This is a genomic window from Klebsiella sp. X13, assembly GCF_003323835.1.
GTDB lineage: Bacteria > Pseudomonadota > Gammaproteobacteria > Enterobacterales > Enterobacteriaceae > Klebsiella > Klebsiella ornithinolytica.
In genome coordinates, this window is record NZ_CP030874.1 from 3,502,813 (window position 1) to 3,528,645 (window position 25,833).

A 25,833-nucleotide genomic window follows, 5' to 3' on the forward strand; every position below is an offset into this window, starting at 1 on the left:
TTTTAGACCGCCTGACCCAGGCTGTAGCTGGTCATACCCTGCGCCGGTTGCAGCCTGTCATTCATGATTTTAATCACATCCCCCAGCTGCATGACTCGCCCGGCGACCGTCACGCCCGGCTGCGCCAACAGACAGAGCGCGGCATTTTCACCCGGTTCAACCACCAGCAGATTAACCTGCTGTCCGCTATCGCTGAGCCAGGCGCTGGCGGCATCGCCGGTGGCGGGCTGCCAGGAGACCTCATGCGTTGTGAAGTGCCAGCTTTTTGGCATCTGCGGTTTCAGGAAGCGAATGGCGACCAGCGCGTTGAGAACTAATTCCGCGCGCTGCTCTTTAGATAACTCGATATCGCGACATTTTTCTTCAAAAGAGAAATACAGCGCGGCATCGTCAACACAGAATCCGGAAGGTGAGAAGGCGTCGGGCGTCAACATTCGACGCGCAAACCGCGAACGGAACAACATACCATTGGCCAAATCGAGCATCATACGATCGTGCTCTTCATCGTAATACCAACGCCAGTTATCGTCAGGTTTAATTCGCATCGTTCCCCCGTCCTCTTTCCCGTGCATCTCTTATGCAATAGCATCCTGCAGCAGAATAATTTCCAAAATTAAGAAAAGACTAAAATGTCTAAATAAGCAACAATGAAGGAATATAAAACAACCAGGGCCGGAAATAAAGCCCTGGGGGGGATCAGAGGGGGAAAAGATTAGATATGGGTAACAATTTCTTTAATCAGCGGAGGGCCTTTAAAAATAAATCCGGAATAAATCTGGACAAGGCTGGCACCGGCGGCGATTTTTTCCCGTGCCGCGATCACCGAGTCAATCCCTCCGACTCCGATAATGGGCAAACGACCATTTAATTCTGTCGCCAGCATACGGATAATTTCCGTACTCTTTAATTGCAACGGACGACCGCTGAGACCACCGGTTTCATCACAGAATTTCATTCCCTGGACCAGCGAACGATCGAGGGTAGTATTGGTGGCAATGACGCCATCAATATTATGACGAACTAAACTATCGGCCACCTGGATCAATTCCTCAAGAGAAAGATCCGGCGCGATCTTCACAGCGACTGGAACATATTTCTGATGCTTTTGCTGCAGCTCAAGCTGCTTATTTTTAATACCAGAGAGTAAATCATCCAGGGCATCGCCGTATTGTAAGGTGCGCAGGCCCGGGGTATTCGGTGAAGAGATATTAATGGCGATATACCCGGCATACGGATAGACTTTTTCCATACAAATCAGATAATCATCTTTACCCTGCTCAACCGGCGTATCTTTATTCTTACCGATATTAATACCGAGAATACCGTCAAAATGCGCCTTTTTAACGTTCTCAACCAGGTTATCAACACCGTGGTTATTAAAGCCCATGCGGTTGATCAAACCTTCGGCATCCACCAGACGGAAGATCCTCGGCTTATCGTTCCCCGGCTGCGGACGCGGCGTTACGGTACCAATTTCAATGGAGCCAAAACCCATGGCGCCGAGCGCATCAATGCACTCGCCGTTCTTGTCCAGCCCAGCGGCCAGACCCAGCGGATTTTTAAACGTGAGACCCATGCAGGTGACCGGTTTGGACGGTACCTTCTGACGGACCAGCATTTCCAGCGGCGTACCTGATACACGGCGTAATTGTTGAAAAGTAACTTCATGAGCGCGCTCAGGATCGAGCTGAAAAAGGGCTTTACGAACGAAGGGGTAGTACATGAACTCTCCTGGATTCCCGGTGTGCAAACCGGGGGCGTATTATGTTCGATCGACGCCTGAAAGGGAATTGACCTACGACAAAAAATCTCGCATCCAACGCAAACGTTTACTTTTCTCCCCGGCGTTATGCAATTTCTGACAAAACTAGGGTGGAAAAATCATTTAGGGAAATAAATCGGCTCTGTCACACTGCCATTAAATGTTATCAATTATAGATAAATGCAAACATTTGGTTATAAGGAGAGAGAAGATGCGTGTCATTACACTTGCGGGCAGTCCGCGTTACCCTTCCCGTTCCAGCGCGCTTCTGGAATATGCCAGAGAGACGCTCTCCGCGGCAGATGTTGAAGTCTGCCACTGGCATCTGCAAAATTTTGCTCCGGAAGACCTGCTGTATGCTCGCTTCGATAACCCGGCATTACATACGCTGAATGAACAGCTGGCAGGCGCCGACGGGCTTATCATCGCAACCCCGGTCTATAAAGCCTCTTTTTCCGGCGCGCTGAAGACGCTGCTCGACCTGCTCCCGGAACGGGCGCTGGAGGGAAAAATCGTCCTGCCTCTGGCGACCGGCGGCACGATCGCCCACATGCTGGCGGTGGATTATGCGCTGAAGCCGGTGCTCAACGCCCTGAAAGCGCAGGAGATTCTGCACGGAGTGTTTGCCGACGATAGCCAGGTCACCGACTATCAACATAAACCGCAGTTTACCCCTAATCTGCAGGGGCGGCTCGATCTGGCGCTGGAGACCTTCTGGCAGGCGCTGCATCGCCCGACCAGCCGCGCTCCCGCGCTCAAGACCCTCCGCGGGGTGGAACATGCATAACCTTTTCAGAACTCTCGCGCTGGGCGGGTTGCTGACGCTATCGGCCCTGAGCCATGCCGCACAATCCGCGCCGGACGCGCTGCGCATCGGCTACCAAAAAGGCAGCGTCAGTATGGTGCTGGCTAAAAGCCATCAGCTGCTGGAAAAGCGCTACCCGAACACCAACATCTCCTGGGTAGAATTTCCCGCCGGTCCGCAAATGCTTGAAGCGCTAAACGTCGGCAGTATCGATCTGGGGAGTACCGGCGATATCCCACCGATTTTCGCCCAGGCCGCCGGAGCCGATCTGGTTTACGTCGGCTCGGAACCGCCGAAGCCAAAAGCGGAAGTGATTCTGGTTGCGGAAAATAGCCCAATCAAAACCGTCGCTGAACTGAAGGGTCGCAAAGTCGCGTTTCAGAAAGGCTCCAGCTCCCACAACCTGCTGCTAAGGGCATTGCAGCAGGCGGGACTGAAATTCAGCGATATTCAGCCCGTTTATCTTGCCCCCGCGGACGCCCGCGCGGCGTTTCAACAGGGCAATGTTGATGCCTGGGCTATCTGGGATCCCTACTATTCAGCCGCTCTGCAACAAGCGAGCGCCCGGGTGCTTAAAGACGGAACCGATCTGAAACAAACCGGCTCTTTCTATCTGGCTTCGCGCCCCTATGCAGAAAAGAACGGCGCCTTTATTAGCGGCGTGCTCGATACATTCAGCCAGGCGGATGCCCTGACGCTGAGCCAACGCCCGCAGAGCATTACCCTGCTGGCAAAAACGATGGGACTCCCTGAAACGGTGATCGCCAGCTATCTGGATCATCGGCCGCCGACCACCATCACTCCGGTCAGTAGCGAAACCGCCGCCCGGCAGCAGCAAACCGCCGATCTGTTCTACGAGAACAAGCTGGTGCCGAAAAAAGTCGACATCCGTACCCGCATCTGGCTGCCCGCAACCGCACAAGGAGCAAAATCATGAGTCTGAATATGTTCTGGTTTTTACCGACCCACGGTGATGGTCGCTACCTGGGGACTGAAGAGGGCGCCCGCCCGGTTGATTACGGCTACCTGCAGCAAATTGCGCAAACCGCGGATCGCCTCGGTTTTACCGGCGTCCTGATCCCGACCGGACGTTCCTGTGAAGATGCGTGGCTGGTTGCTGCTTCGATGATTCCCGTCACCCAGCGTCTGAAATTTCTTGTCGCCCTGCGCCCGAGCGTGACCTCCCCGACTGTCGCCGCCCGCCAGGCCGCGACGCTCGACCGCCTGTCTAACGGCCGGGCGTTGTTTAACCTGGTGACCGGCAGCGATCCGCAGGAGCTCGCCGGCGACGGGGTTTTCCTCGACCATACCGAACGTTACGAAGCCTCTGCTGAATTTACTCATATCTGGCGCCGCCTGATGGAAGGTGAAACCGTGACCTTCAATGGAAAACATCAGCGGGTACGCGGCGCGAAGCTGCTATTCCCTCCCCTGCAGCAGCCGCGCCCGCCGCTCTACTTTGGCGGGTCGTCCGACGTGGCGCAGGATCTCGCCGCCGAGCAGGTCGATCTCTATCTCACCTGGGGAGAGCCCCCGGAGCAGGTTGCGGAAAAAATCGCCCTGGTGCGTGAAAAAGCCGCCCGCCACGGTCGCACGGTCCGTTTCGGTATTCGTCTGCATGTGATTGTCCGGGAAACCAATGAAGAGGCCTGGGAAGCGGCCGAAAGCCTCATCTCGCATCTTGATGACGATACCATTGCCCGGGCGCAGGCCGCCTTTGCCAAAACCGACTCCGTCGGACAGCAGCGGATGGCCGCGTTGCACAACGGTCGGCGCGACAAGCTTGAAATCAGCCCTAACCTGTGGGCCGGCGTCGGGCTGGCACGCGGAGGGGCGGGAACCGCTCTGGTCGGCGATGCGGCTACCGTGGCTGAACGAATCAATGAATATGCGGCGCTGGGTATCGATAGCTTCATCTTCTCCGGCTATCCGCATCTTGAAGAGGCTTATCGCGTCGGCGAACTGCTGTTCCCGCTGCTGGATGTCACTATCCCGTCGATTCCGCAACCGCAACCTCTGGGTCTGCAGGGCGAGGCGGTGGCAAACGAGTTTATTCCGCGCAAAGTCGCACAAAGCTAAGGAGCACGCCATGGCTACGTCTGCGCAAAAGCTGCTGCTGCGGGTTGCCCCCTGGCTTCTGCCGGTGGGGACCGTCATCATCTGGCAGCTCGCCTCTTCCGTGGGCTGGTTATCCACCCGCATCCTTCCCTCTCCGGAGGGGGTGCTCAAGGCCTTCTGGACGCTTTCCGCCAGCGGCGAACTGTGGCAACACCTGGCCATCAGTTCGTGGCGTGCTCTGCTGGGCTTCGCCATCGGCGGTTCCATCGGGCTGGTGCTGGGCCTGATCAGCGGTCTGTCGCGTTGGGGGGAGCGTCTGCTGGATACCTCGATTCAGATGCTGCGTAACGTCCCGCATCTGGCGTTGATTCCGCTGGTTATTTTATGGTTCGGCATTGATGAAAGCGCCAAAATCTTCCTCGTCGCGCTGGGGACCATGTTCCCGATCTACATCAATACCTGGCACGGCATCCGCAATATCGATCGCGGGCTGGTGGAAATGGCGCGTAGCTATGGCCTGTCCGGCTTCGCCCTGTTCCGCCATGTGATTCTGCCGGGAGCCCTGCCCTCAATAATGGTCGGCATCCGCTTCGCCCTCGGGCTGATGTGGTTAACGCTGATTGTCGCCGAAACCATCTCCGCTAACGCCGGCATCGGCTATCTGGCGATGAATGCGCGGGAGTTTTTACAAACGGATGTGGTGGTCGTCGCCATTATTCTTTACGCCATTCTTGGCAAACTGGCCGACTTCAGCGCGCAGCTGCTGGAACGCGTCTGGCTACGCTGGAACCCGGCTTATCATCTTCAGGAGGCCAACGCATGACCACTGCCCGTCTGAACCCAGGGATCCCGCTGTTGCTTAACGGCGTGACCAAACGCTACGGCGAAAATACCATTCTTAACGCACTGGATTTACATATTCCGACCGGGCAGTTTGTCGCAGTGGTCGGGCGCAGCGGCGGCGGCAAAAGTACCCTGCTGCGTCTGCTGGCCGGGCTCGAAAAACCCAATGGTGGCGAGCTGCTGGCCGGCTCAACGCCGCTGGCGCAGGTCCAGGAAGACAGTCGCATGATGTTCCAGGACTCGCGGCTGCTGCCGTGGAAAACGGTGATAGACAACGTCGGTCTTGGGCTGAAGGGGCAATGGCGTGATGCCGCCCTGCAGGCGCTGGCCAGCGTTGGCCTGGAAAACCGCGCCGGCGACTGGCCAGCAGCCCTCTCCGGCGGACAAAAACAGCGCGTTGCGCTGGCCCGCGCGCTGATTCATCGTCCTCGCCTGCTGCTTCTCGATGAACCGCTGGGCGCGCTGGATGCGTTAACCCGGCTGGAGATGCAGGATCTGATCGTCTCGCTGTGGGAAGAATACGGTTTTACCGTACTGCTGGTCACACACGATGTGAGTGAGGCGGTGGCCATGGCGGACCGGGTGCTGTTGATTGAAGAAGGGAAAATTGGCCTCGATGTCGCCGTCGATATTCCGCGGCCGCGGCGGACCGGATCGGCCAGGCTGGCTGAACTGGAAGCCGAGGTACTGAACCGAGTCATGAAACGTGGCAAGAGCGAATCGGCGCCGCGCTTATTGAGCCACGGTTAATCCCGCCCGAAGATCGCCCCGGCGACGCTGCAGCTGTCGGGGCGACGGTCTGAGGTTGTGAATAGCCCGGATAAGGCGCATCCGCGCCGTTATCCGGGAGTCCTGCCCCGTTACGCCAGCGCCTTACTGATTTTTTCGAACAGATCCCCGGAGAGATTCTCCAGACCTTTCAGCTGTTCCAGCGCCGCGCGCATCAGCGCCTGGCGTTTAGCATCGTAGCGTTTCAGCCGAATCAACGGCTCAATCAACCGGGACGCCACCTGCGGGTTGCGGCTGTTGAGCTCGGTCAGCATCTCCACCATGAACTGATAGCCACTGCCATCTTCGGCGTGGAATGCCGCCGGGTTACTGCCGGCAAACGCGCCAATCAGCGAGCGTACGCGGTTCGGGTTGCTCATACTAAACGAGCGGTGATTCAGCAGACCGCGTACCGTCTCCAGAACATTGTCCGCCGGGCTGGTGGACTGCAGGATAAACCATTTATCCATTACCAGGCCGTCCTGGTGCCATTTGTCATCATACTCCTGCATCAGCGCATCACGGCAAGGCAGCTGCGCGGCAACCGCGGCCGACAGGGCAGCCAGCGCATCGGTCATGTTGTCGGCCTGATGATACTGGGCGACGACCAGCTTATCCGCCAGCTCAACGTCGCCAAACGCCAGATAGCGCAGGCAGGTATTGCGCAGTGAACGCTTGCCGATATCGGCGTGTTCCACGCGATAGCTCGTCAGCTTGTTGACGTTGTAAACCGCGAGGAACTCGTCCGCCAGCTCTTTTGCAAGCGTGCGGGTCAACGCTTCACGGACCGCCGCAATGGCGATCGGATCGATGATCGCAAACAGCTCAGCGATTTCATTGGCGGAAGGCAACGTCAGAATTTCAGCCGCCAGCGCCGGATCGATCTTCTCATCCAGCAAAATCGCGCGGAACGCGTCGGCAACGTGAACCGGCAGCGACAGCGGCTGGCCCTGCTGATGGCGGTTGACGTTCAGCTTGATGTAGGTTGCCAGCAGGCTCTGCGCAGCATCCCAGCGGGAGAAGTCGTTGCGCGCGTGGCGCATCAGGAAGGTGAGCTGCTGGTCGCTCCATTTATATTCCAGCTTCACCGGGGCGGAAAACTCGCACAGCAGCGCCGGTACCGGCTGGAAGTAGACGTTGTCGAAGACAAAAGTCTGCTCGGCCTGGGTCACATTGAGCACGTGATGCACCGGATGGCCCCCTTTCTGCAGCGGGATCACCTTCCCTTCGTTATCATACAGTTCGATATCAAACGGAATATGCAGCGGCTGTTTCTCCGGCTGTTCCGCGGTCGGCGGCGTACGCTGGCTGATGGTTAAGGTGTACTGTTCGGTTTCCGGGTTGTAGTCATCATGGACGCTCACCACCGGCGTGCCGGACTGGCTGTACCAGCGACGGAAATGCGACAGGTCGACGTTAGAGGCATCCTCCATCGCCTGGACAAAATCGTCGCAGGTGGCGGCGCTGCCGTCGTGGCGTTCGAAGTACAGCTGCATCCCTTTCTGGAAATTCTCTTCGCCCAGCAGCGTATGGAGCATGCGGATCACTTCCGCCCCCTTCTCATACACCGTCAGGGTATAGAAGTTATTCATCTCGATGACGCTATCCGGGCGAATCGGATGGGCCATCGGGCTGGCATCCTCAGCGAACTGCAGACCGCGCATGGTACGCACGTTGTTAATCCGGTTCACCGCGCGCGAACCGAGATCGGAGCTGAACTCCTGATCGCGGAACACGGTCAGCCCTTCTTTCAGGCTCAGCTGGAACCAGTCGCGGCAGGTCACGCGGTTGCCGGTCCAGTTATGGAAGTATTCGTGGCCGATGACGCGTTCAATATCGAGATAATCTTTATCGGTGGCGGTATCGGTGCGGGCCAGTACGTATTTGGAGTTAAAGACGTTCAGCCCTTTGTTCTCCATCGCTCCCATATTAAAGAAGTCGACGGCGACAATCATATAGATGTCGAGATCGTACTCGAGACCAAAACGGGTTTCGTCCCATTTCATCGAGTTCTTCAGCGAGGTCATCGCCCACGGCGCGCGGTCGAGATTGCCGCGGTCAACGAACAGCTCCAGCGCAACTTCTCGCCCGGAACGGGTTTTAAAGGTATCGCGCAATACGTCGAAGTCGCCGGCCACCAGCGCAAAGAGATAGCACGGTTTCGGGAACGGGTCCTGCCACTGGATCCAGTGACGACCATTTTCCAGCTCGCCCTGCGCCACGCGGTTGCCGTTGGAGAGCAGGTACGGATATTTCGTTTTGTCGGCGATAATTTTGGTGGTGAAGCGGGCCAGCACATCCGGACGATCCAGATACCAGGTAATGTGACGGAAACCTTCCGCCTCGCACTGGGTGCACAGGGCTTCGCCAGACTGATAGAGACCTTCCAGGGCAGTATTCGCCGCCGGGCTGATTTCATTGACGATGGTCAGGGTGAAATGTTCCGGCAATCCGCCAATCACCAGCTGGTTATTTTCTTCTTTATAGTTGCTCCACGGCTGGCCATCCACCAGCAGGGAGACCAACGTCAGGTCTTCACCATCCAGACGCAACGGCACATCGGACGCCGCCGCGTGACGGGAGACTTTGCTCTCAGCCGTAACCACGGTTTTCTCGGCATCCAGGTCAAAGGTCAAATCGATATCGCTAATGAGATAATCCGGCGCACGGTAGTCGTGGCGGTATTTGGCTTGGGGCTGTTGTGTCATAAAAAACCTTTAGCATGTTCCATAAAGTGTCAAACCCAGTCTATTCCTGTTGTGTAGATCGCGCTATGCAGAATCTTCATCTTTTCAACGCTAAACACGAAAATTGCTACATATTGATAACACAAGAGGCACGAAATGCGCTCGACCGGGTGCAAAGCTTGTGGTGTGATCCCTGTTCAATATATTAAACTAGGCCTCGCAAATGACCGCCAGCGTCGCCATCGACCGTCACTGCGGGACAGAGTCGGGTAATAAAGGTATACTCCGCCTCCTTTTTTCTGCTTCGGTTTTTGATGGAAACGCTCCAGTGAGAGGACGCTACTGCGCACCATGACACAATTCACTTCTCCTGTACTGCACTCGCTGCTCGATACGGACGCCTACAAGCTGCACATGCAGCAGGCTGTCTTCCACCGCTACGGCGATGTACACGTTGCGGCGGAGTTCCGCTGCCGCGGGGACGATCTGCTCGGTATCTACGCCGACGCAATTCGCGAGCAGGTTGAAACCATGCGCGACCTGAAGCTGCAGGACGATGAATATCACTGGTTGTCTACCCTGCCGTTCTTTTCTCAGGATTATCTCGACTGGCTACGCGACTTCCGTTACGACCCGGGCCAGGTCACCGTCAACAATGAAAACGGCAAGTTAAATATTCGCCTGTCCGGCCCGTGGCGTGAAGTCATCATGTGGGAAGTTCCGCTGCTGGCGGTGATTAGCGAGCTGGTCCATCATTACCGCTCGCCGGAAATCAGCGTCGATTTAGCGCTGGAAACCCTCGAACACAAGCTGGCTGATTTTGCACAAATCACCGCCGGCCTCGATCTCAGCCACTTCCGTCTGATGGACTTCGGCACCCGTCGTCGCTTCTCGCGTGAAGTACAGCAGGCCATCGTCGAACGCCTGCAGCAGGAGCCGTGGTTTATCGGTACCAGCAACTACGATCTGGCTCGCCGGCTTCATCTGACGCCAATGGGCACCCAGGCGCATGAATGGTTCCAGGCGCATCAGCAAATCAGCCCCAGTTTAGCCAACAGCCAGCGCGCGGCGCTGGCAGCCTGGCTGGAAGAGTATCCTGACAAACTCGGTATCGCTCTCACCGACTGCATTACCATGGATGCTTTCCTGCGCGATTTCGGCCCGGAATTTGCCAGCCGCTACCAGGGGCTGCGCCACGATTCCGGCGACCCTGTCGAGTGGGGCGAAAAAGCCATCGCCCATTACCAGAAGCTGGGGATCGACCCCATGAGTAAAGTGCTGGTCTTTTCCGATAACCTCGATCTGGCAAAAGCCGTCGATCTCTATCGCCACTTCTCTTCGCGGGTCAATCTGAGCTTCGGCATTGGCACGCGTTTAACCTGCGACATCCCACAGGTTAAACCGCTAAACATCGTGATAAAGCTGGTGGAATGTAACGGTAAACCGGTCGCGAAACTCTCCGACAGCCCGGGGAAAACCATCTGTCACGACAAGGCTTTTGTCCGGGCACTGCGTAAAGCCTTTGACCTTCCGCCGGTGAAAAAGGCCAGTTAATCACCACATTAATCATCGCAAGGAGCCGTTCTGGCTCCTTGTTCTTTATTTATTTCCGAAAACTCCCCTTGATGGTGCGAAATCTGCTTGTCTGATGGAAGATGACAGGTAACATAGATATCCCCCATTATCGGGGGATACAGATTTTTTTATTGGACTACGAATAGAGAGACTATTATGAGCGTTGTGCCTGTAGCCGACGTACTCCAGGGCCGTGTTGCCGTTGACAGCGAAGTCACCGTGCGCGGATGGGTACGTACCCGCCGAGATTCAAAAGCTGGCTTTTCCTTCCTGGCCGTCTATGACGGTTCCTGCTTTGATCCTGTACAGGCCGTTATTAATAATTCTCTGCCCAATTACAATCAGGAAGTGCTGCGCCTGACCACCGGCTGCTCGGTCGTCATTACGGGTAAAATCGTGGCATCTCAGGGCCAGGGTCAAAGTTTTGAAATCCAGGCCAGCCACGTTGAAGTGACAGGTTGGGTAGAAGATCCGGATACCTATCCGATGGCCGCTAAGCGTCACAGCATCGAGTATCTGCGTGAAGTTGCGCACCTGCGTCCACGTACCAACCTGATTGGCGCGGTCGCTCGCGTACGTCATACCCTGGCACAAGCGCTGCATCGCTTCTTTGACGAGCAGGGCTTCTTCTGGGTTTCCACGCCGCTGATTACCGCTTCCGATACCGAGGGCGCGGGTGAAATGTTCCGTGTCTCCACGCTGGATCTGGAAAACCTGCCGCGTAACGATCAGGGCAAAGTAGATTTCGATAAAGACTTCTTCGGTAAAGAGTCGTTCCTGACCGTATCCGGCCAGTTGAACGGTGAGACCTATGCCTGCGCGCTGTCTAAAATCTACACCTTTGGCCCAACCTTCCGTGCCGAAAACTCCAACACCAGCCGCCACCTTGCGGAATTCTGGATGCTGGAACCGGAGGTCGCGTTTGCCAACCTGAACGACGTTGCAGGCCTGGCGGAAGCCATGCTGAAATACGTCTTTAAGGCGGTACTGGAAGAACGAGCGGACGATATGAAGTTCTTCGCCGAGCGCGTGGATAAAGAAGCCGTTTCCCGTCTGGAGCGCTTTATTGATGCCGACTTCGCTCAGGTCGATTACACCGACGCCGTCACCATTCTGGAAAACTGCGGTAAGCAGTTTGAAAACCCGGTTTACTGGGGCGTGGACCTCTCTTCCGAGCACGAGCGCTACCTGGCTGAAGAACACTTCAAAGCGCCGGTGGTCGTGAAAAACTATCCGAAAGACATTAAGGCGTTCTATATGCGCCTTAATGAAGACGGTAAAACCGTCGCCGCCATGGACGTTCTGGCGCCTGGCATCGGTGAAATCATCGGGGGTTCCCAGCGTGAAGAGCGCCTGGATGTGCTTGACGCGCGTATGGCGGAGATGGGTCTTAATAAAGAAGACTACTGGTGGTACCGCGACCTGCGTCGTTACGGCACCGTACCGCACTCCGGCTTCGGCCTGGGCTTTGAGCGCCTGATCGCCTATGTCACCGGCGTACAAAACGTGCGTGATGTGATCCCGTTCCCGCGGACTCCGCGCAACGCCACATTCTGATTAATTTTTCTTATCATTGCCGAAGGCCAGCGTAAGCTGGCCTTTTTTTATGTCAGGCTCTGTTAATGAATATCAAGAAATTTAAACATCAACCCTTCCAGTTCACATTTATGTTACTCACTATTACGACTTGTTCCTGCACGCCAAACCGCACCTTATGTTCATTCATCGACGAAATGCCTGATAATTTTGTTCATTTTTTAACCTCACGCAGCACAAGATGTAAAGACAAATGCTGAGCGAAAAAAAAGCGAAATGCAGACATAAAATGCACAAACGGGCCTTTATCTAAATTAATCATAATTAATTCATATAGATATATATGGTCTGTCTGTTTTGCGAGCAAAGTGGAACGGAATTTTGATTGAGTTCACAAAGTTCCAAAAAATACACATTTAGTTACACACTCTTTCGTATTGTTACTCATATGCGACATTGGTAGCATTTTCCGGCTAGCGAAACGCTGGCGCGGATGGAAAGATGCCTTCAGACACCAAACTATCATCAATAGTTCTGTAAATTTTTATTGACGGAATTTATTGGCGGCAGTGGCAAGTGTTCATATAAAAATATTAATGAGGGTAATAAATAATGATGAAGCGCAATATTCTGGCAGTGGTAATCCCTGCCCTGCTGGTAGCCGGCGCAGCTAACGCTGCAGAAATCTATAACAAAAACGGCAACAAACTGGACTTCTACGGGAAAATGGTTGGTGAGCACGTCTGGACCACCAATGGTGACACCAACAGCAGCGACACCACCTATGCACGTATCGGCCTGAAAGGCGAAACCCAGATCAACGATCAGCTGACCGGTTACGGCCAGTGGGAATACAACATGGATGCGTCCAACGTTGAAGGTTCCCAGGGTACCAAAACTCGTCTGGCCTTCGCGGGTCTGAAAGCGGGTGAATACGGTTCATTCGACTACGGCCGTAACTACGGTGCTATCTACGACGTTGAATCCGCAACCGATATGCTGGTTGAGTGGGGCGGCGACGGTTGGAACTACACCGACAACTTCATGACCGGCCGTACCAACGGCGTAGCAACCTACCGTAACTCTGACTTCTTCGGTCTGGTTGACGGTCTGAGCTTCGCGCTGCAGTACCAGGGTAAAAACGACAGCAGCCGTGCTATCCAGAAACAAAACGGCGACGGCGTCAGCACCTCTGCAACCTATGCATTTGACAACGGTATCGCGCTGTCTGCTGGTTACGCCTCTTCTAACCGTAGCGTCGCGCAGAAAGCTGACGGTAACGGCGACAAAGCTGAAGCGTGGGCAACCTCCGCTAAGTACGACGCAAACAACATCTACGCAGCAGTCATGTACTCTCAGACCTACAACATGACCCCGGAAAACCAGGCGAACTACTTCGCTGGCAAAACTCAGAACTTCGAAGCCGTTGCTCAGTATCAGTTCGACTTCGGTCTGCGTCCGTCCATCGGCTATGTTCAGACTAAAGGTAAAAACCTGCAGGGTCGTACCGGTTTCTCCGGCGGCGATGCTGACCTGGTTAAATACATCGAAGTGGGTACCTGGTACTACTTCAACAAGAACATGAACGTCTACGCAGCATACAAATTCAACCTGCTGGACGACAACAGCTATACCGAAACGGCTAAAGTGTCCACCGATGACCAGGCTGCAGTAGGTATCGTTTACCAGTTCTAATCAGTACACCCCTTCGTGATATGCCTAAAAAGCAGGACTTCGGTCCTGCTTTTCTACATTACTAAGATAAAGATCGTAACTTTCGAAAACCTTCTCGCTTTTTGTCGCAAACGGTTGGCAATTTGTAAATCTCCCGTTACCCTGATAGCGAAATTCCCTCAGTAATCACAATGGAACCTCGTCATGTTTGAGAACATTACTGCCGCCCCTGCCGACCCCATTTTAGGCCTGGCCGATCTGTTTCGTGCCGATGACCGCCCGACTAAAATTAACCTCGGGATTGGTGTTTACAAAGATGAAACGGGTAAAACCCCGGTCCTGACCAGCGTTAAAAAAGCAGAACAGTATCTGCTGGAAAATGAAACCACAAAAAACTATCTGGGTATCGACGGTATTGCGGAATTTGGTCGCTGCACCCAGGAACTGCTGTTCGGTAAAGGAAGCGCAATCATCAGCGATAAGCGCGCACGTACCGCCCAAACCCCAGGCGGCACCGGCGCTCTGCGCGTTGCCGCTGACTTCCTGGCGAAGAACACCGCTGTAAAACGCGTCTGGGTAAGCAACCCGAGCTGGCCGAACCACAAAAGCGTATTTAATTCCGCAGGCCTGGAAGTGCGCGAATACGCCTATTACGATGCGGCCAACCATACCCTCGACTTCGACGGTATGCTGGCAAGCCTCAATGAAGCACAGGCGGGCGACGTGGTTCTGTTCCATGGCTGCTGCCATAACCCAACCGGTATCGATCCTACGCTGGAGCAGTGGCAGCAGCTGGCACAGCTGTCCGTTGAGAAAGGCTGGCTGCCGCTGTTCGACTTCGCCTACCAGGGCTTTGCCCGTGGTCTGGAAGAAGATGCCGAAGGTCTGCGCGCGTTCGTTGCGCTGCATAAAGAGCTGCTGGTTGCGAGCTCCTACTCGAAGAACTTTGGTCTGTACAACGAACGCGTGGGTGCCTGCACGCTGGTTGCGGCGGATGCCGAAACCGTTGACCGCGCTTTCACGCAGATGAAGTCGGCGATTCGTGCGAACTACTCCAACCCGCCTGCGCACGGCGCGTCGGTGGTAGCGACGATCCTCAGCAACGATGCACTGCGTGCTATCTGGGAACAAGAGCTGACCGATATGCGCCAGCGTATTCAGCGTATGCGTCTGCTGTTCGTCAATACCCTGCAGGAAAAAGGGGCCAGCCGCGACTTCTCTTTCATCATCAAGCAAAACGGGATGTTCTCGTTCAGCGGCCTGACCAAAGAGCAGGTGCTGCGTCTGCGTGAAGAGTTCGGGGTCTACGCCGTAGCTTCCGGGCGTATCAACGTCGCCGGTATGACGCCAGACAACATGGCGCCGCTGTGTGAAGCGATTGTCGCCGTGCTGTAATAGCATCGCTGGCAAAAAATAAAGGCCGCTTGCGCGGCCTTTTTTATATTTTCCGTCGGGAAGTATTACCAGACGGGCATTTCATCCTGCAGGAAAGGGTTGTGCTGACGCTCATAGCCCAGCGTCGACATCGGCCCGTGACCGGGAATAAACGTCACATCATCACCCAAAGGCAGTAATTTACGTTTAATCGCATCAATCAGCTGACCGTGGTCGCCGCGCGGGAAGTCGCTGCGCCCAACGCCACCTTTGAAAATGACATCGCCGGAAATCAGCAGCCGGGAAGCCTCATCAAAAAAGACCACGTGCCCTGGCGTATGCCCGGGACAGTGCAGCACCTGCAGAGAAATATTCCCCACGCTGACGACGTCGCCTTCATTGAGCCAGCGGTCCGGCTGCAGGGGCTGGCAATCCTCCAGACCAAACATCCGGCTCTGCGCCGGCAGACCTTCCAGCCAGAACTCATCTTCTTTTTCCGGTCCGATAATCGGCACGCCATAGTGCTGTGCCAGTTCGGCCGCCGCACCAACGTGATCGAGATGGCCGTGGGTGAGCAAAATCTGCATCAGGCTGACGCCTGCTGCCGAGACTTCCTGTTTGATTCGCTCAGCGTCACCGCCGGGATCGACCAGCGCAGCGAGCCGGGTTTGCTCACACCAGATTAAAGAACAGTTCTGAGCGAACGCGGTAACCGGAATAATACGATAGTTCATGATGCTCCTTTCGTTACCAGTGCCTGACCGGACCGGTATCAATATGCACAAAGTTGCTACGTGGATAGTATCCTACACCACCTGCGCCCATAGATAACGCCGCTTTGCGAACATTGCTTAACGAAATGCCTTCTATGTGGAAATCCATTGCCTGTCCCTTGGTGTGATAGCTATGTTTCGCCACACCACGGCTTCGTGCACGGAGCTCATCATTGGTATCAAGGGAACGATAGCCGGAGATAAGCTGAACAGGTTTATTGGTACCAAGTAATCCCTGCAGACGATAGAGTTGATCAAACAAACTCGGATCGATTGGCTTAATTTTATTCGCGCGAAAATCACGGAAAAAATGGTTAAGCCTTGCTAATTCATCCTGAATATAGCCTCTGCCATCGAAAAACTCCGCCTTGAGTGATTCACCAGTATGCAGGTTATTCAACGTCAGAATACGCGGTCGGGGGGTCGAGAGGGTGGCAAATGCCGGCGCAGGCAGAATGGCGGCAGCACCGAGCGCAGCCCCACCTAACGCCAGCAATTTGCGGCGATTAGCGTCAAATTTGTCCATGATAATCAGGTCTACAAGTAAATGAATCGAATATATGCACTTCTGGCGCACGAAAGGCACCTTACCGGGCATTATTGCCAACGTCAAGGTAGCCTAACCCCAGTAAATACGGGCCCTGTAGAGGAACAGGGCCTGTTTTCACTGAGAGTTAGGACAACGAAATTCGTTGAACTACTTCATTTACCTGATTAATTGTTCTGCTTTCGCCAGAATTTGTGCGCCAGATCGCGCGGTGAGATCGTAATTGTAAATATCTGTGCGATATTGCATGCGGCCATCCGCATCGACGAAGGCGGTCAGATAATAGAGATTGACCGGGATGTTCTGGCGGATATTAACATAGCGGGTATCGCCCTGCTTGAGCGCATCAGAAATCCGCGTGTCATTCCAGCCGGCATCCTGCAGCAGCATATTCGCCAGCTCCGAAGCTTTGTTGACCCGCACGCAGCCGGAACTTAAGGCCCGCACGTCTTTCTGGAACAGATTGTGGTTCGGCGTATCGTGCAGATAGATAGCATCGGAGCTGGGCATATTAAACTTGTAGCGCCCCAATGAGTTACGCGCGCCAGGCGCCTGCTGAAAACGGAACGGCAGATTGTTTTCAGTGATCGTCGACCAGTCAACGCGATACGGGTCGATAGCCTCTTTGCTGTTCCAGCCGCGCATCACGGTGTAACCATGCTGCTCAAGATAGCCCGGATCGTTACGCACCTTCGGCAGGATATCTTTGCGCGCCAGCGTCGGCGGTACGTTCCACGGCGGGTTAACCACCACGTTGTTTAGCGCGCTGCTCATCATCGGCGTTTTACGGTCCGGCCGCCCCACAATCACTCGCGATGCCAGCACCTGACTGCCATCCTGGTAATAGACCAGAGAAAAGGCCGGAATATTGACCATAATGCCGGTAGAGAGTTTGCCCGGCAGCAGACGCAGGCGCTGAATGTTCAACGCCAGCACGCCCGCACGCTGAGCCGCTGAGACGTTGAGCCAGTCGCGGGTGGATTGACCAATCACGCCATCGGCGCCCAGCCCCTGCCAGGCCTGGAAGCGCTTAACGCCCTCAACAAGCTGGCGATCGTAGACGCCGCGCGCCGCGGGTTTACTCTTCTTCCCGGCAGACGGACTCACGACATCCCCCGGCAGCGCAATTTTCGCGGAATCATCGAGCATACCGTTGCGCTGTAAAATTTCGCGCAGCGCGCCAATATCGTTACTCCACTCCCCCGGACGCAGCGACGCGTTGCTGGTCAGCTGCGGCCACGGACGGGAGTCGGCCACCAGCGCCAGCAGCGCCCGGTGCATCGCCTCATACTGCGGATGCTTCGGCGCCAGTCCGGCAATAAACGGCACCAGAGAGCCATTATCCAGCGCCAGCTGCCACTGATTAATCACCGACAGCGGCGGGGTCGCCATGGCGTACGGCTTCGTTCCGTACAGCCAGCGGTTCCCCTGCACCGGAATACCGCTGATAAAATGCAGGTATCCCATCATGGCGTCGGAGAGCACGATGTCGCGAGCCATGCCGTTCACCGCCGGATCGGTCAGCAGGCTGACCCAGGTAGTAAATTGCGGCTGAAAACCGGCGATGGCGACCTCAGCCAGCTGCTGCTGGAAAGCCTGAACCGCACCGCGGTTCTCCCACATCGGCTTCATCTCTCTGGCCGCATAGAGCGACACCAGCGGGTTCATAAACACGGGCTGATAGCCGGCCGGCAGCAGCGCCGTTATCGCGGCGCGGCTTTTTTCTGCGGCACCGGCAGCCAGCGGCTGTTCGCCGGCCATTTTCGCCACCGCCGCGGATTGACCATCGCTCTGGATAAGCGCAGACGACAGCTCTCCCAGCGTCGCAGAACTGTCCGTGGGTACAATTTCAGGCTCTTCGGCCTGGGCATTAAACAGTGGAGCAAATGCAAATGCCAGGCTCAAACTCAGCGCTGACAATTGACGACCATACCGTTTTTTTAGCAACATCCCTTGCCCCCTGTTGTCACATTGCCGCCCGTAAAACCGGGTTTTACTCTCAGTATATAGAGGCGCAAAAGCTTTTGCCTCCCCAAATGTAAAGAAGTTTAAAGATTATAAAGCGTTAACTTAGCGAATCCGATAACAAAAAGGGCGACATCAAGTCGCCCTTTTATCTATCGATCGATGACCGCTAAGAGGCATCCGCCGTTCCAGGCAGCGTTTCCGGCAGCTGGGCGGCAAAACCGCGCAGCCCGACAACGTGGACGTGTTCGTGGTTATTAAACACTTTACGCACTAGCTTGTAGGTGGTGCCTTTTTCCGGGCTGATGTTTTCCGGCGCCGCGATAATCAGCTGCATCTCCAGACGCTCGCACAGCTCGAACAGCGTGGCGATAGAGCGGGCATCGAGACGCGCCGCTTCATCGAGGAACAGCAGACGGCACGGTGACAGGTCTTTGCCGCGCAGGCGACGAGACTCATCTTCCCAGCTCTGCACCACCATCACCAGAATCGACATCCCGGTACCGATAGCTTCCCCGGTGGACAGCGCGCCGGATTCTGCACGCAGCCAGCCGTCGGAGCCGCGGTTAACTTCCACTTCCATCTCCAGATAGTTGCGGTAGTCGAGCAGCTCTTCGCCGATGGTCTGCGGCGTACGTTGTCCCATATCGATCTGCGGGTTCAGGCGCTGATACAGCTTCGCCAGCGCTTCCGAGAAGCTCAGGCGGTTGCTGTTAAACAGATCCTGATGCTGCTCGTGCTGTTCGGACAGCACATCAAGCAGCGTCGAGTGGGTTTCCCGCACGTTGACATTCAAGCGCACGCTGTTGACCTGGCCGAAGGAGACGCTTTGCAGCCCCTGGTTGAGCATACGGATGCGGTTCTGCTCGCGCTGAATCGTTTTGCGAATAATATTGGCCACGCTGCGGGAGCTGATGGCCAGTTTCTGCTCACGGTTGGTCAACTCTTCCGTCAGACGGCTCAGCTCGATTTCCATCTGTTCAATCGCTTCTACCGGGTCGTCGGTGCGGATAATATCCTGACGGATACGCTCGCGCAGATGCTGGTAGACCGCGACAAAGAACTGAATTTTACGTTCAGGACGTTTCGGATCCTCGGAGACACGCAGCACATCGCGCAGATGTTCGTTATCCGCTACGGCCAGACGCAGCGCACCCAGCGCTTTATCCGACATCGAGCGTAGTTCGTCAGCGGAGAGGTAGGCCAGCTCGCGGCGATGCAGACGACGTTCGACCCCGTTATCTTTCACCAGCCGCATAACCGCACACCAGCCCGCCTTGGCGCTCACCACCTGCTCACGCATTTCACAGTAGTCGCGCTCAAGTTTACGCAGCCTGCGGGTCAGGTTGTCCATTTCGGCTTCACAGAAGGTCAGCGCTTTTTCCAGCTGATTCCGGCGTGAGCGGTTGTTGCTTAACTGCGTATGCAGCTGATCGCGGCGCGCACGCGCACGCTCTTCCGCGCCGCTATCGGCACGTACGCCGATATCCTGCAGCTCTTTGTACAGATCGCTGAGCAGCTCTTTTTTGGTATCAAAGGAGCTTTTCAGCGACGCCAGCACCTGATTGTACTGGTTCAGCTGCGCAGAATGGGTACGCATCGCGTCGCGGGCGCGGCTACGTTCAGCCTCCGCCTGCTCCAGGCGCTGGCGCAGTTTTTCATTGAGGTCGCTGTTGCCGTTCAGCATTTCCGCCGAATCGGAATAGCTGAAGTGGGCACGACGCTGAACCACTTCACTCAGCGCAAACGCCTGTTGACGCGCGTCGCGCTGCATCTGCTGCGCATAGGCATAGTCTTCTTTCAGCTGTTCAAACTGTTCCGGGTCGCTCTGCAGGACTGAAACGATCGGCTCCAGTTTTGCCAGCTGATTGCCGTACTGTTGAATAAAGCGCGCCGCTTCCTGGGCCTCATCCAGCCGTTCCTGGATTTCGTCAACGCGGTCGGCCAGCGTATCGTCCGCCAGCAGGTTAAGGCGCGGCAGCAGGCGGTTGAGGGCGGAAACCCCCTCTTTCGCCTGCTCAAACTGCACCCGGTTCTGCTGGTTGTCGCTTTCATGCGCGTTGAGCGCGCGCTCCAGCTCGCCGCGGCGGCTGTTGAGCTTACGGATCTCTTCTTCCGGATCGTCTTCAAACGCGACGGCCAGATGGCTACCGATAAAGCGACTGAAGGCCTGGTGCTGACGCTGCGTTTTCTGCACGTCGAATGAGAGGGTCGCAAAACGCTCTGACAGATCCTCACGCTCGGCATGCAGACTCTCAATACGGCTTTCACGCGCGGCGCGGCCAAACAGCGGCAGCGTCGGGAAGCGCGAGTAGCGCCACTGGCGATCGGCCACCTTAACGACAACCGCTTTTTCCAGCTCATCGACGCTGAATACGCTGTCATCGAAGGATTGCGGATCGCCCTCGATCAGATAGAGATCTTCCGGACAATCTTCCAGCCCTTCCAGCTGTTCGGCGATCTGCGCCAGATTGGGTACCACGATCGCGTGACGCGACGGGCCATACAGCGCGGAGAAGTACGGGGCGTCTTCAAAGCTGACATCGTCATAAATTTCCGACAGCAGTACGCCACCAAAACGTTCCGCCAGCGCGTTAAGACGAGGATCTTCAGACCCTCCCGGTTGGCTGAGGCGTTCGATCTCTTCGTCGATAGCGCGTTTACGGGCGCCCACTTCGTCGCGTTCGACGATGGCTTCGCGCTCGCGCTCCAGCAGCTGCTGGAGATATTCAGTGACATCCTGGCTTGATTCAAACTGCTCACCGCTCTGTTCGCAGAGCTGGTTGAGACTGTTTTGCGCGGCCAGCCAGATCGGCGCCCGACGCAGCAGAGACTGAGTGCGCGACTGCAGCTGCTCCAGCTCCTGACGCAGGTTCATGCGCTGTTCGCTGGCAGAAGAGACGCTATCGGATAAGGAGGCGATGCGCGCTTCCAGCTCCTGATGCAGCGCTTCCAGATCGTCAATATCGTAGCGTTTTCCTTGACGCTTACAGAATTCGCTCAGCTGGCGTTCAGCGTCCTGCTGCTCGCGCAGACGTTGTTCCAGCTCGGTCAGACGGCTGCGCAGCCCTTGTGCCTGCTCGGCGAGGTGACGCTGGTTGACGCCATCGCGCAGCAGCTCGCGCGCTACGTCCCAGGCCTCATTACGCGCCAGCGGGCCGTTGATGGCCACCACCAGCTGGTAAGCTTGCTCAAACTGGCCGTGGGCGGTCTGCGCCACGCTCATTTTTTGTTCCAGCGACAGCATTTTTTCCGTCGCTTCTTGCTCTTTGGCCTGGAATGTTTCCAGCCATTGGTCGGCGCTTTCCGGCGTTAAATCCGGCAAATGACACAGCGCCTTCGCACGTTCCAGCGCCTGCAGCGCCTGGTTGTACTGAATCGCGCGGGTCTGCTGCACGTCCAGCGCCTGCTGATAGTCGGCGAGCTGGCTTTTCAGCTCATCCACTTCCAGTTCAGCGGCCTCTGCGCGAGCTTCGTTCTCTTCCTGCAAATCGGTCGCTTCGGCGACGACTTCATTCTGCTCTTCAAGACGAATCTGCAGTTCATCGAGATCCGCTTCATAACGCTCGATTTTTTCCTGCTGGCGCAGCGCGGTTTGTACCAGATTCAGGTGGTCGCTGGCAGCCTGATAATCGGCTTCCAGATCGCCTTCTGCGCCGTTATGTTCCTGCAGTTCACGAGCCATATCGACGTGCTTATACTGCTCTGCCGCCAGCTGCGCCCGCGAGGTAAAGAGATCGCGACGATACTCCAGCGCTTTATCCAGATGCACGCGACGTTCATTGGCGTGACGCATATAGTCCGCCGCTACATAGTTCGTCGCTTCGCTGATCAGATGTTTAAACAGGTCGCGATCGGACTGGGTGACGCGAATGGCTTCGAGCGTCATGCGGTTTTCGCGCAGCGCGGCTTCCATATCCTGGAATGCTTTACGTACGCCGCTGTTTTCCGGCAGCAGGTAGTCGCGCAGCGAGCGGGTAATAGTGTTGGAGATCCCGCCATACAGCGAGGCTTCAATCAGGCGATAGTATTTGCTGCGATCGGAAGCCGAACGCAGACGACGCGCGACAACGCCCAGATCGAACATCAGCGAGTGATAATCGGTTATCGAGTTAAACTGCTTGAACTGCACCCCTTCCATCTCTTCAAGCTTATCTTTCAGCTCGTTGAGGCTCAGCACGCGCGCCTGGCGCTCGTTAAGGGTTTCCGTCAACAGCTGGGTCGGCTGAATGGACATCGGCAGCCCCTGGATAGCAAACGGCTTGATATCCACTTTACGATCGCGACCGGCGATCTGCTGCAGGCGCACGCCCACGACCACGCGCTGGTGGTGCGAGTTGACCACGTCCAGTACCGAATAACACACTCCGGCCCGCAGCTTCCCGTGCAGACCTTTATCGCGCGAACCGCTGGTGGCCCCCGCTTCGGTGGTGTTGCGGAAGTGCAGCAGGGTCAGGTCCGGAATCAGTGCCGTGACGAAAGCCGCCATGGTGGTCGATTTCCCGGCGCCGTTGCCGCCGGAGAGGGTGGTGACCAGCTCATCCAGATCAAAGGTGCGGGCAAAAAAACCGTTCCAGTTAACCAGCGTCAGCGAGCGAAATTTACCGCGTTCAATCATTACTCTTCCTCCCCGCTATCCGGCTGATTCTCTTCATTCTCGTCATGGAGCCGCAGATGGTTTTCCAGCGCCATCGCTTCGCCGTCGCGAATCATGCGCAGCTGCGCCTCACGCGGATCGTCGCCGACGCGAACGTCAGCCCCAAAGCGGAAGACCGACTCGGTGATGCGAAATTTGTTGCTGTCATGGCCCATAAACCAGACCATGCCCAGGCGGCGCAGACGGTTGAGCGACGCGCGCATTTTTTCCTGTAGCTTCTGGCGGTCGAGATCGGATCCGGTAGAGCGGTTGTTCACCAGCTTCAGCAGTTTAGCCTCGTCCGCCAGGGTCAGAAGCTCGTCGTAGAGCTCCTGCTGGGTAAAGATCCCTTCGTTGGCCAGCCGTTCCGGGCTGAGATAGAGGTAGCAAAGAATTTTGCCGACCATCATATCCAGCTCGGAGAGCACCGAGCGCGGGATCAGCGTCGTGGAGCGCGGGCGCAGATAGAAAAACCCTTCCGGCGCGCGAATCAGCTCAACGTTATAACGAGCGTAAAACTCTTCCAGGTAATCCTGGAAATCCATCAAAAAAGCGTGATTATCCAGTTCGTCCAGGCCGATATGACGGCCTGCTCGCAGGGCGCTATCCAGCGCCGGAAATAACGGATTGCCCAACGCCAGCGCCAGTTTAACTGGCATCACTTGTTCAATATTTGTCGATGACATGCGCCTGTACCTTGGCTCCGTAATCATTAATCGGCTGCCATTTTGCCGGCAGTCCGGTGAAATCTGCTTGTGCGACGCCCAGGCGTACCGCCTGATCGACGACGATTCGCGCCACATCAAAATGGCGAGCTCGCGGATACTGCGCCAGATATTCGCGCACCACCAGACCGAGGTCCAGCGGGACGCCTTTGTCTTTGTAAACCACCAGCTGCGCTTCAATCAGCGCGGCGAGCTGCTCGCGAATTTCGTTAAACTCTTCGTATTCCAGATCCGCCGGGAGCTCCCCGGTAACCTCTTCGTCACGCAGCGCCATCTCTTCATCGCGCATATCCAGCAGACGATCGGCGCTGGCGTGAGTCAACGCCCACGGGGCGTCAAAGTAGGTCTGGATCGACTGACGCAGACGCTGGGCGAAGACGCGGTTTTTATCCATATCGATAGCGGTACGGATAAATTTGTGCACGTGGCGATCGTAGCCGATCCACAGGTCAATCGCCTGCTGGCCCCAGCTGACGATACGGTCCAGTTTACTTTGCAGATCGAAGACTAAGCGGTCGACAAAATGCAGGTCGTCGCGTGAAATTGTCGCATCCTGAATTCTCAGCAGGTTAGCCTGCAGCTTATCGCCTGCGGCATCCAGCGTATCCTGCAGCTCGCGCAGGGTGCCGGACGTTTCTGACAGCAGCAGCTCACAGCTGGAGATCGCCGCGCGCCAGTCTTTGTTTAACAGCTGAGCGATATCATCTTTGACCAGCTGCTGCTGTTCATCCATGATGCGCTGCGTCAGATCGATACTGTCGAAAATCTCAGCAACCGAATATTTCAGCGGCGCAAAGACGTTGCGATGCCAGTGAAACTCATCGCCGCCCTCTTCTGCCGAGTCGGCTGCGCGCTTGAGCTCACCGGCGACGATCGACAGCTGCATCGACAGACGCAGAGTGGAAAATTCGCGTTGGCGAATATAGTAGTCGGTAATCCCGATGCCCAACGGCGTCAGGCGATAAATTGCATTGCCTTCCGTGATTTCGCTGGTAAAGCGGTTCAGCAGACGTTGGCGCACCATATCGTTGATCGCATTATTGGCGCGCTGGCTGATGGTTTCGCTGGTCTGCTCAAACGCATCACTGACGTGGCGGAACGCATCCACCAGTTCTCCCTCGGTCATTTCCCCTTCGAGCCGCTCGCCGTTCAGCGTAGCAACCGCCAGCAGAAACGAGAGTCTGTCTACCGGCAGCGAAATAGAAAAATCATTTTTTCTGGCCCAGGCAACCAGTTCGGGGACTGTCTGGGAAAATTCACTCATAGTTTATCCTTGCATCTGCGGCTTAAGCGCTGTGACATGAATGTAGCGACCCAGGCTGATATACGGCTCCTGGCGACAGTAGCGCGTCTCCAGCTCCAGCAGCGCCGCAAAATTGTCGCGCTGTTTGCGTTTTTCACGCAGATAATCATGAAACACCCGCACGCCGGTTTTACCGGTAATGTGCCAGCCCTGCTCTTCCAGCCAGCCATAAACCTGCTGCGGGGAACGCGGATAGTCCGGCGACAGCGTGCGTTTTTTCTTTTTCGGCATGCCGAGTTGTACGTAGTCGAAGTTCCCGACGACCATGTTATGCATCAACAGACCGTTAGCATTGTAGAACATTAACGATAACGCACCGCCGGGCCGTAAAACCGACCACAGCGTTCGCAGCATCTCCTGCGGCTTGGCCACCCACTCCAGCACCGCATGAAACAGTATCAGATCGACCGGGCTTTCCAAATGCTGCGCAATATCCTGAGCGGCGCATTGTACAAAATGCATGTTGTCGATCACACCTTTATCGGCAGCAGCCTGCCGGGCGCGCGCGACCATTTCAGCCGAAAGATCGCATAACGTCACATGGTGGCCCATTTCCGCGACTTTTACCGCCGTTTGCCCTTCGCCACCGCCGGCGTCAAGAACCCGAAGCGGCCCTGGCCCCAGCTGGCTTAACAGCGGTTGCAGATCCTGCCACAGAATGGCCTGACGCAGTTCGCCCTTGGTGGTGCCGTAAATATTGCGCGAAAACTTTTCAGCCATGTCATCGAAATTACGATCTTTCACGGACGGTTCCACCTGCCAACACAAAGCCGCTATTTTGTCATACCCACGCTGAGAATGA

At 55.9% G+C, this 25,833-nt stretch carries 19 protein-coding genes; 9 read left to right on the forward strand and 10 right to left on the reverse strand.

Going from position 1 to position 25,833, the window contains the following annotated elements; translation table 11 throughout:
- Positions 1-2: 2 nt before the first annotated feature.
- On the reverse strand, positions 3-545 hold the full coding sequence (zapC, locus tag DSD31_RS16690; protein WP_004860132.1) for a cell division protein ZapC: 543 nt from the start codon (positions 543-545) through the stop codon (positions 3-5).
- 167 nt (positions 546-712) lie between these two features.
- Entirely contained in the window at positions 713-1,723 is a 1,011-nt protein-coding gene (pyrD, locus tag DSD31_RS16695; protein WP_004860131.1) for a quinone-dependent dihydroorotate dehydrogenase, read from the reverse strand.
- A gap of 250 nt (positions 1,724-1,973) precedes the next feature.
- Here pyrD and ssuE point away from each other — a divergent pair, with 250 nt between their 5' ends.
- The 5 genes from ssuE to ssuB are packed head-to-tail and all read left to right on the forward strand — an operon-like array spanning position 1,974 to position 6,218.
- Positions 1,974-2,549 (forward strand): NADPH-dependent FMN reductase, encoded by a 576-nt coding sequence (ssuE, locus tag DSD31_RS16700; protein WP_004860128.1) that lies wholly within the window; start codon positions 1,974-1,976, stop codon positions 2,547-2,549.
- A complete protein-coding gene (locus DSD31_RS16705; protein WP_075808834.1) occupies positions 2,542-3,504 on the forward strand; it encodes a sulfonate ABC transporter substrate-binding protein in 963 nt (320 codons plus the stop codon). Before ssuE ends, DSD31_RS16705 begins: the two co-directional genes overlap by 8 nt.
- A complete protein-coding gene (gene ssuD / locus DSD31_RS16710) occupies positions 3,501-4,646 on the forward strand; it encodes an FMNH2-dependent alkanesulfonate monooxygenase (RefSeq protein ID WP_113991192.1) in 1,146 nt (381 codons plus the stop codon). The genes DSD31_RS16705 and ssuD overlap by 4 nt, the downstream gene beginning before the upstream one ends.
- Before the next feature lie 10 nt (positions 4,647-4,656).
- Complete coding sequence (gene ssuC / locus DSD31_RS16715) at positions 4,657-5,448, forward strand: aliphatic sulfonate ABC transporter permease SsuC (protein ID WP_004860122.1); 792 nt, start codon at positions 4,657-4,659, stop codon at positions 5,446-5,448.
- Positions 5,445-6,218, forward strand: a complete 774-nt coding sequence (gene ssuB / locus DSD31_RS16720; protein WP_004860120.1) for an aliphatic sulfonates ABC transporter ATP-binding protein — start codon at positions 5,445-5,447, stop codon at positions 6,216-6,218. The genes ssuC and ssuB overlap by 4 nt, the downstream gene beginning before the upstream one ends.
- Before the next feature lie 110 nt (positions 6,219-6,328).
- Here the strand turns inward: ssuB and pepN are convergent, their stop codons facing one another.
- A complete protein-coding gene (gene pepN / locus DSD31_RS16725) occupies positions 6,329-8,944 on the reverse strand; it encodes an aminopeptidase N (protein ID WP_113991193.1) in 2,616 nt (871 codons plus the stop codon).
- A gap of 330 nt (positions 8,945-9,274) precedes the next feature.
- Here pepN and pncB point away from each other — a divergent pair, with 330 nt between their 5' ends.
- The 4 genes from pncB (at position 9,275) to aspC (ending at position 15,103) form a co-directional block, all read left to right on the forward strand.
- Positions 9,275-10,477 carry a nicotinate phosphoribosyltransferase gene (gene pncB, locus DSD31_RS16730; RefSeq protein WP_004860115.1) on the forward strand — a complete coding sequence of 401 codons (1,203 nt, stop codon included), beginning with the start codon at positions 9,275-9,277 and terminating at the stop codon, positions 10,475-10,477.
- Positions 10,478-10,654: 177 nt separating this feature from the next.
- Positions 10,655-12,055: an asparagine--tRNA ligase gene (gene asnS, locus DSD31_RS16735; RefSeq protein WP_004860113.1), complete on the forward strand. Its 1,401-nt coding sequence runs from the start codon at positions 10,655-10,657 to the stop codon at positions 12,053-12,055.
- A gap of 591 nt (positions 12,056-12,646) precedes the next feature.
- Positions 12,647-13,729, forward strand: a complete 1,083-nt coding sequence (locus DSD31_RS16740) for a porin (RefSeq protein ID WP_004860110.1) — start codon at positions 12,647-12,649, stop codon at positions 13,727-13,729.
- A 183-nt stretch (positions 13,730-13,912) separates the two neighbouring features.
- Positions 13,913-15,103 (forward strand): aspartate transaminase, encoded by a 1,191-nt coding sequence (aspC, locus tag DSD31_RS16745; protein WP_004860107.1) that lies wholly within the window; start codon positions 13,913-13,915, stop codon positions 15,101-15,103.
- Between the two features lie 65 nt (positions 15,104-15,168).
- On the opposite strand, the gene DSD31_RS16750 is transcribed toward aspC, so the two are convergent.
- From DSD31_RS16750 to cmoM, 7 genes are all read right to left on the reverse strand, one after another.
- Positions 15,169-15,816 carry an MBL fold metallo-hydrolase gene (locus DSD31_RS16750; RefSeq protein WP_015584787.1) on the reverse strand — a complete coding sequence of 216 codons (648 nt, stop codon included), beginning with the start codon at positions 15,814-15,816 and terminating at the stop codon, positions 15,169-15,171.
- A 13-nt stretch (positions 15,817-15,829) separates the two neighbouring features.
- Positions 15,830-16,381 (reverse strand): peptidoglycan L,D-endopeptidase MepK, encoded by a 552-nt coding sequence (locus tag DSD31_RS16755; RefSeq protein WP_015584788.1) that lies wholly within the window; start codon positions 16,379-16,381, stop codon positions 15,830-15,832.
- Between the two features lie 180 nt (positions 16,382-16,561).
- The gene (ldtD, locus tag DSD31_RS16765) at positions 16,562-18,352 is read right to left on the reverse strand and encodes a L,D-transpeptidase (protein ID WP_004860102.1); all 1,791 of its coding nucleotides are present in this window, start codon (positions 18,350-18,352) and stop codon (positions 16,562-16,564) included.
- Positions 18,353-18,536: 184 nt separating this feature from the next.
- Positions 18,537-22,985, reverse strand: coding sequence for a chromosome partition protein MukB (gene mukB / locus DSD31_RS16770; RefSeq protein ID WP_113991194.1), 4,449 nt, complete (start codon positions 22,983-22,985; stop codon positions 18,537-18,539).
- Entirely contained in the window at positions 22,985-23,689 is a 705-nt protein-coding gene (gene mukE, locus DSD31_RS16775; RefSeq protein ID WP_113991195.1) for a chromosome partition protein MukE, read from the reverse strand. Before mukE ends, mukB begins: the two co-directional genes overlap by 1 nt.
- Complete coding sequence (gene mukF / locus DSD31_RS16780) at positions 23,670-24,992, reverse strand: chromosome partition protein MukF (RefSeq protein WP_004860096.1); 1,323 nt, start codon at positions 24,990-24,992, stop codon at positions 23,670-23,672. The genes mukE and mukF overlap by 20 nt, the downstream gene beginning before the upstream one ends.
- Before the next feature lie 3 nt (positions 24,993-24,995).
- Positions 24,996-25,775, reverse strand: coding sequence for a tRNA uridine 5-oxyacetic acid(34) methyltransferase CmoM (gene cmoM, locus DSD31_RS16785; protein WP_015584790.1), 780 nt, complete (start codon positions 25,773-25,775; stop codon positions 24,996-24,998).
- Between the last annotated feature and the right edge of the window lie 58 nt (positions 25,776-25,833).

Excerpts from the sequence above, each read along its gene's own strand:
- zapC (WP_004860132.1), bottom strand. The coding sequence starts at position 545 with ATGCGAATTAAACCTGACGATAACTGGCGTTGGTATTACGATGAAGAG.
- pyrD (WP_004860131.1), bottom strand. The coding sequence starts at position 1,723 with ATGTACTACCCCTTCGTTCGTAAAGCCCTTTTTCAGCTCGATCCTGAG.
- ssuE (WP_004860128.1), top strand. The coding sequence starts at position 1,974 with ATGCGTGTCATTACACTTGCGGGCAGTCCGCGTTACCCTTCCCGTTCC.
- DSD31_RS16705 (WP_075808834.1), top strand. The coding sequence starts at position 2,542 with ATGCATAACCTTTTCAGAACTCTCGCGCTGGGCGGGTTGCTGACGCTA.
- ssuD (WP_113991192.1), top strand. The coding sequence starts at position 3,501 with ATGAGTCTGAATATGTTCTGGTTTTTACCGACCCACGGTGATGGTCGC.
- ssuC (WP_004860122.1), top strand. The coding sequence starts at position 4,657 with ATGGCTACGTCTGCGCAAAAGCTGCTGCTGCGGGTTGCCCCCTGGCTT.
- ssuB (WP_004860120.1), top strand. The coding sequence starts at position 5,445 with ATGACCACTGCCCGTCTGAACCCAGGGATCCCGCTGTTGCTTAACGGC.
- pepN (WP_113991193.1), bottom strand. The coding sequence starts at position 8,944 with ATGACACAACAGCCCCAAGCCAAATACCGCCACGACTACCGTGCGCCG.
- pncB (WP_004860115.1), top strand. The coding sequence starts at position 9,275 with ATGACACAATTCACTTCTCCTGTACTGCACTCGCTGCTCGATACGGAC.
- asnS (WP_004860113.1), top strand. The coding sequence starts at position 10,655 with ATGAGCGTTGTGCCTGTAGCCGACGTACTCCAGGGCCGTGTTGCCGTT.
- DSD31_RS16740 (WP_004860110.1), top strand. The coding sequence starts at position 12,647 with ATGATGAAGCGCAATATTCTGGCAGTGGTAATCCCTGCCCTGCTGGTA.
- aspC (WP_004860107.1), top strand. The coding sequence starts at position 13,913 with ATGTTTGAGAACATTACTGCCGCCCCTGCCGACCCCATTTTAGGCCTG.
- DSD31_RS16750 (WP_015584787.1), bottom strand. The coding sequence starts at position 15,816 with ATGAACTATCGTATTATTCCGGTTACCGCGTTCGCTCAGAACTGTTCT.
- DSD31_RS16755 (WP_015584788.1), bottom strand. The coding sequence starts at position 16,381 with ATGGACAAATTTGACGCTAATCGCCGCAAATTGCTGGCGTTAGGTGGG.
- ldtD (WP_004860102.1), bottom strand. The coding sequence starts at position 18,352 with ATGTTGCTAAAAAAACGGTATGGTCGTCAATTGTCAGCGCTGAGTTTG.
- mukB (WP_113991194.1), bottom strand. The coding sequence starts at position 22,985 with ATGATTGAACGCGGTAAATTTCGCTCGCTGACGCTGGTTAACTGGAAC.
- mukE (WP_113991195.1), bottom strand. The coding sequence starts at position 23,689 with ATGTCATCGACAAATATTGAACAAGTGATGCCAGTTAAACTGGCGCTG.
- mukF (WP_004860096.1), bottom strand. The coding sequence starts at position 24,992 with ATGAGTGAATTTTCCCAGACAGTCCCCGAACTGGTTGCCTGGGCCAGA.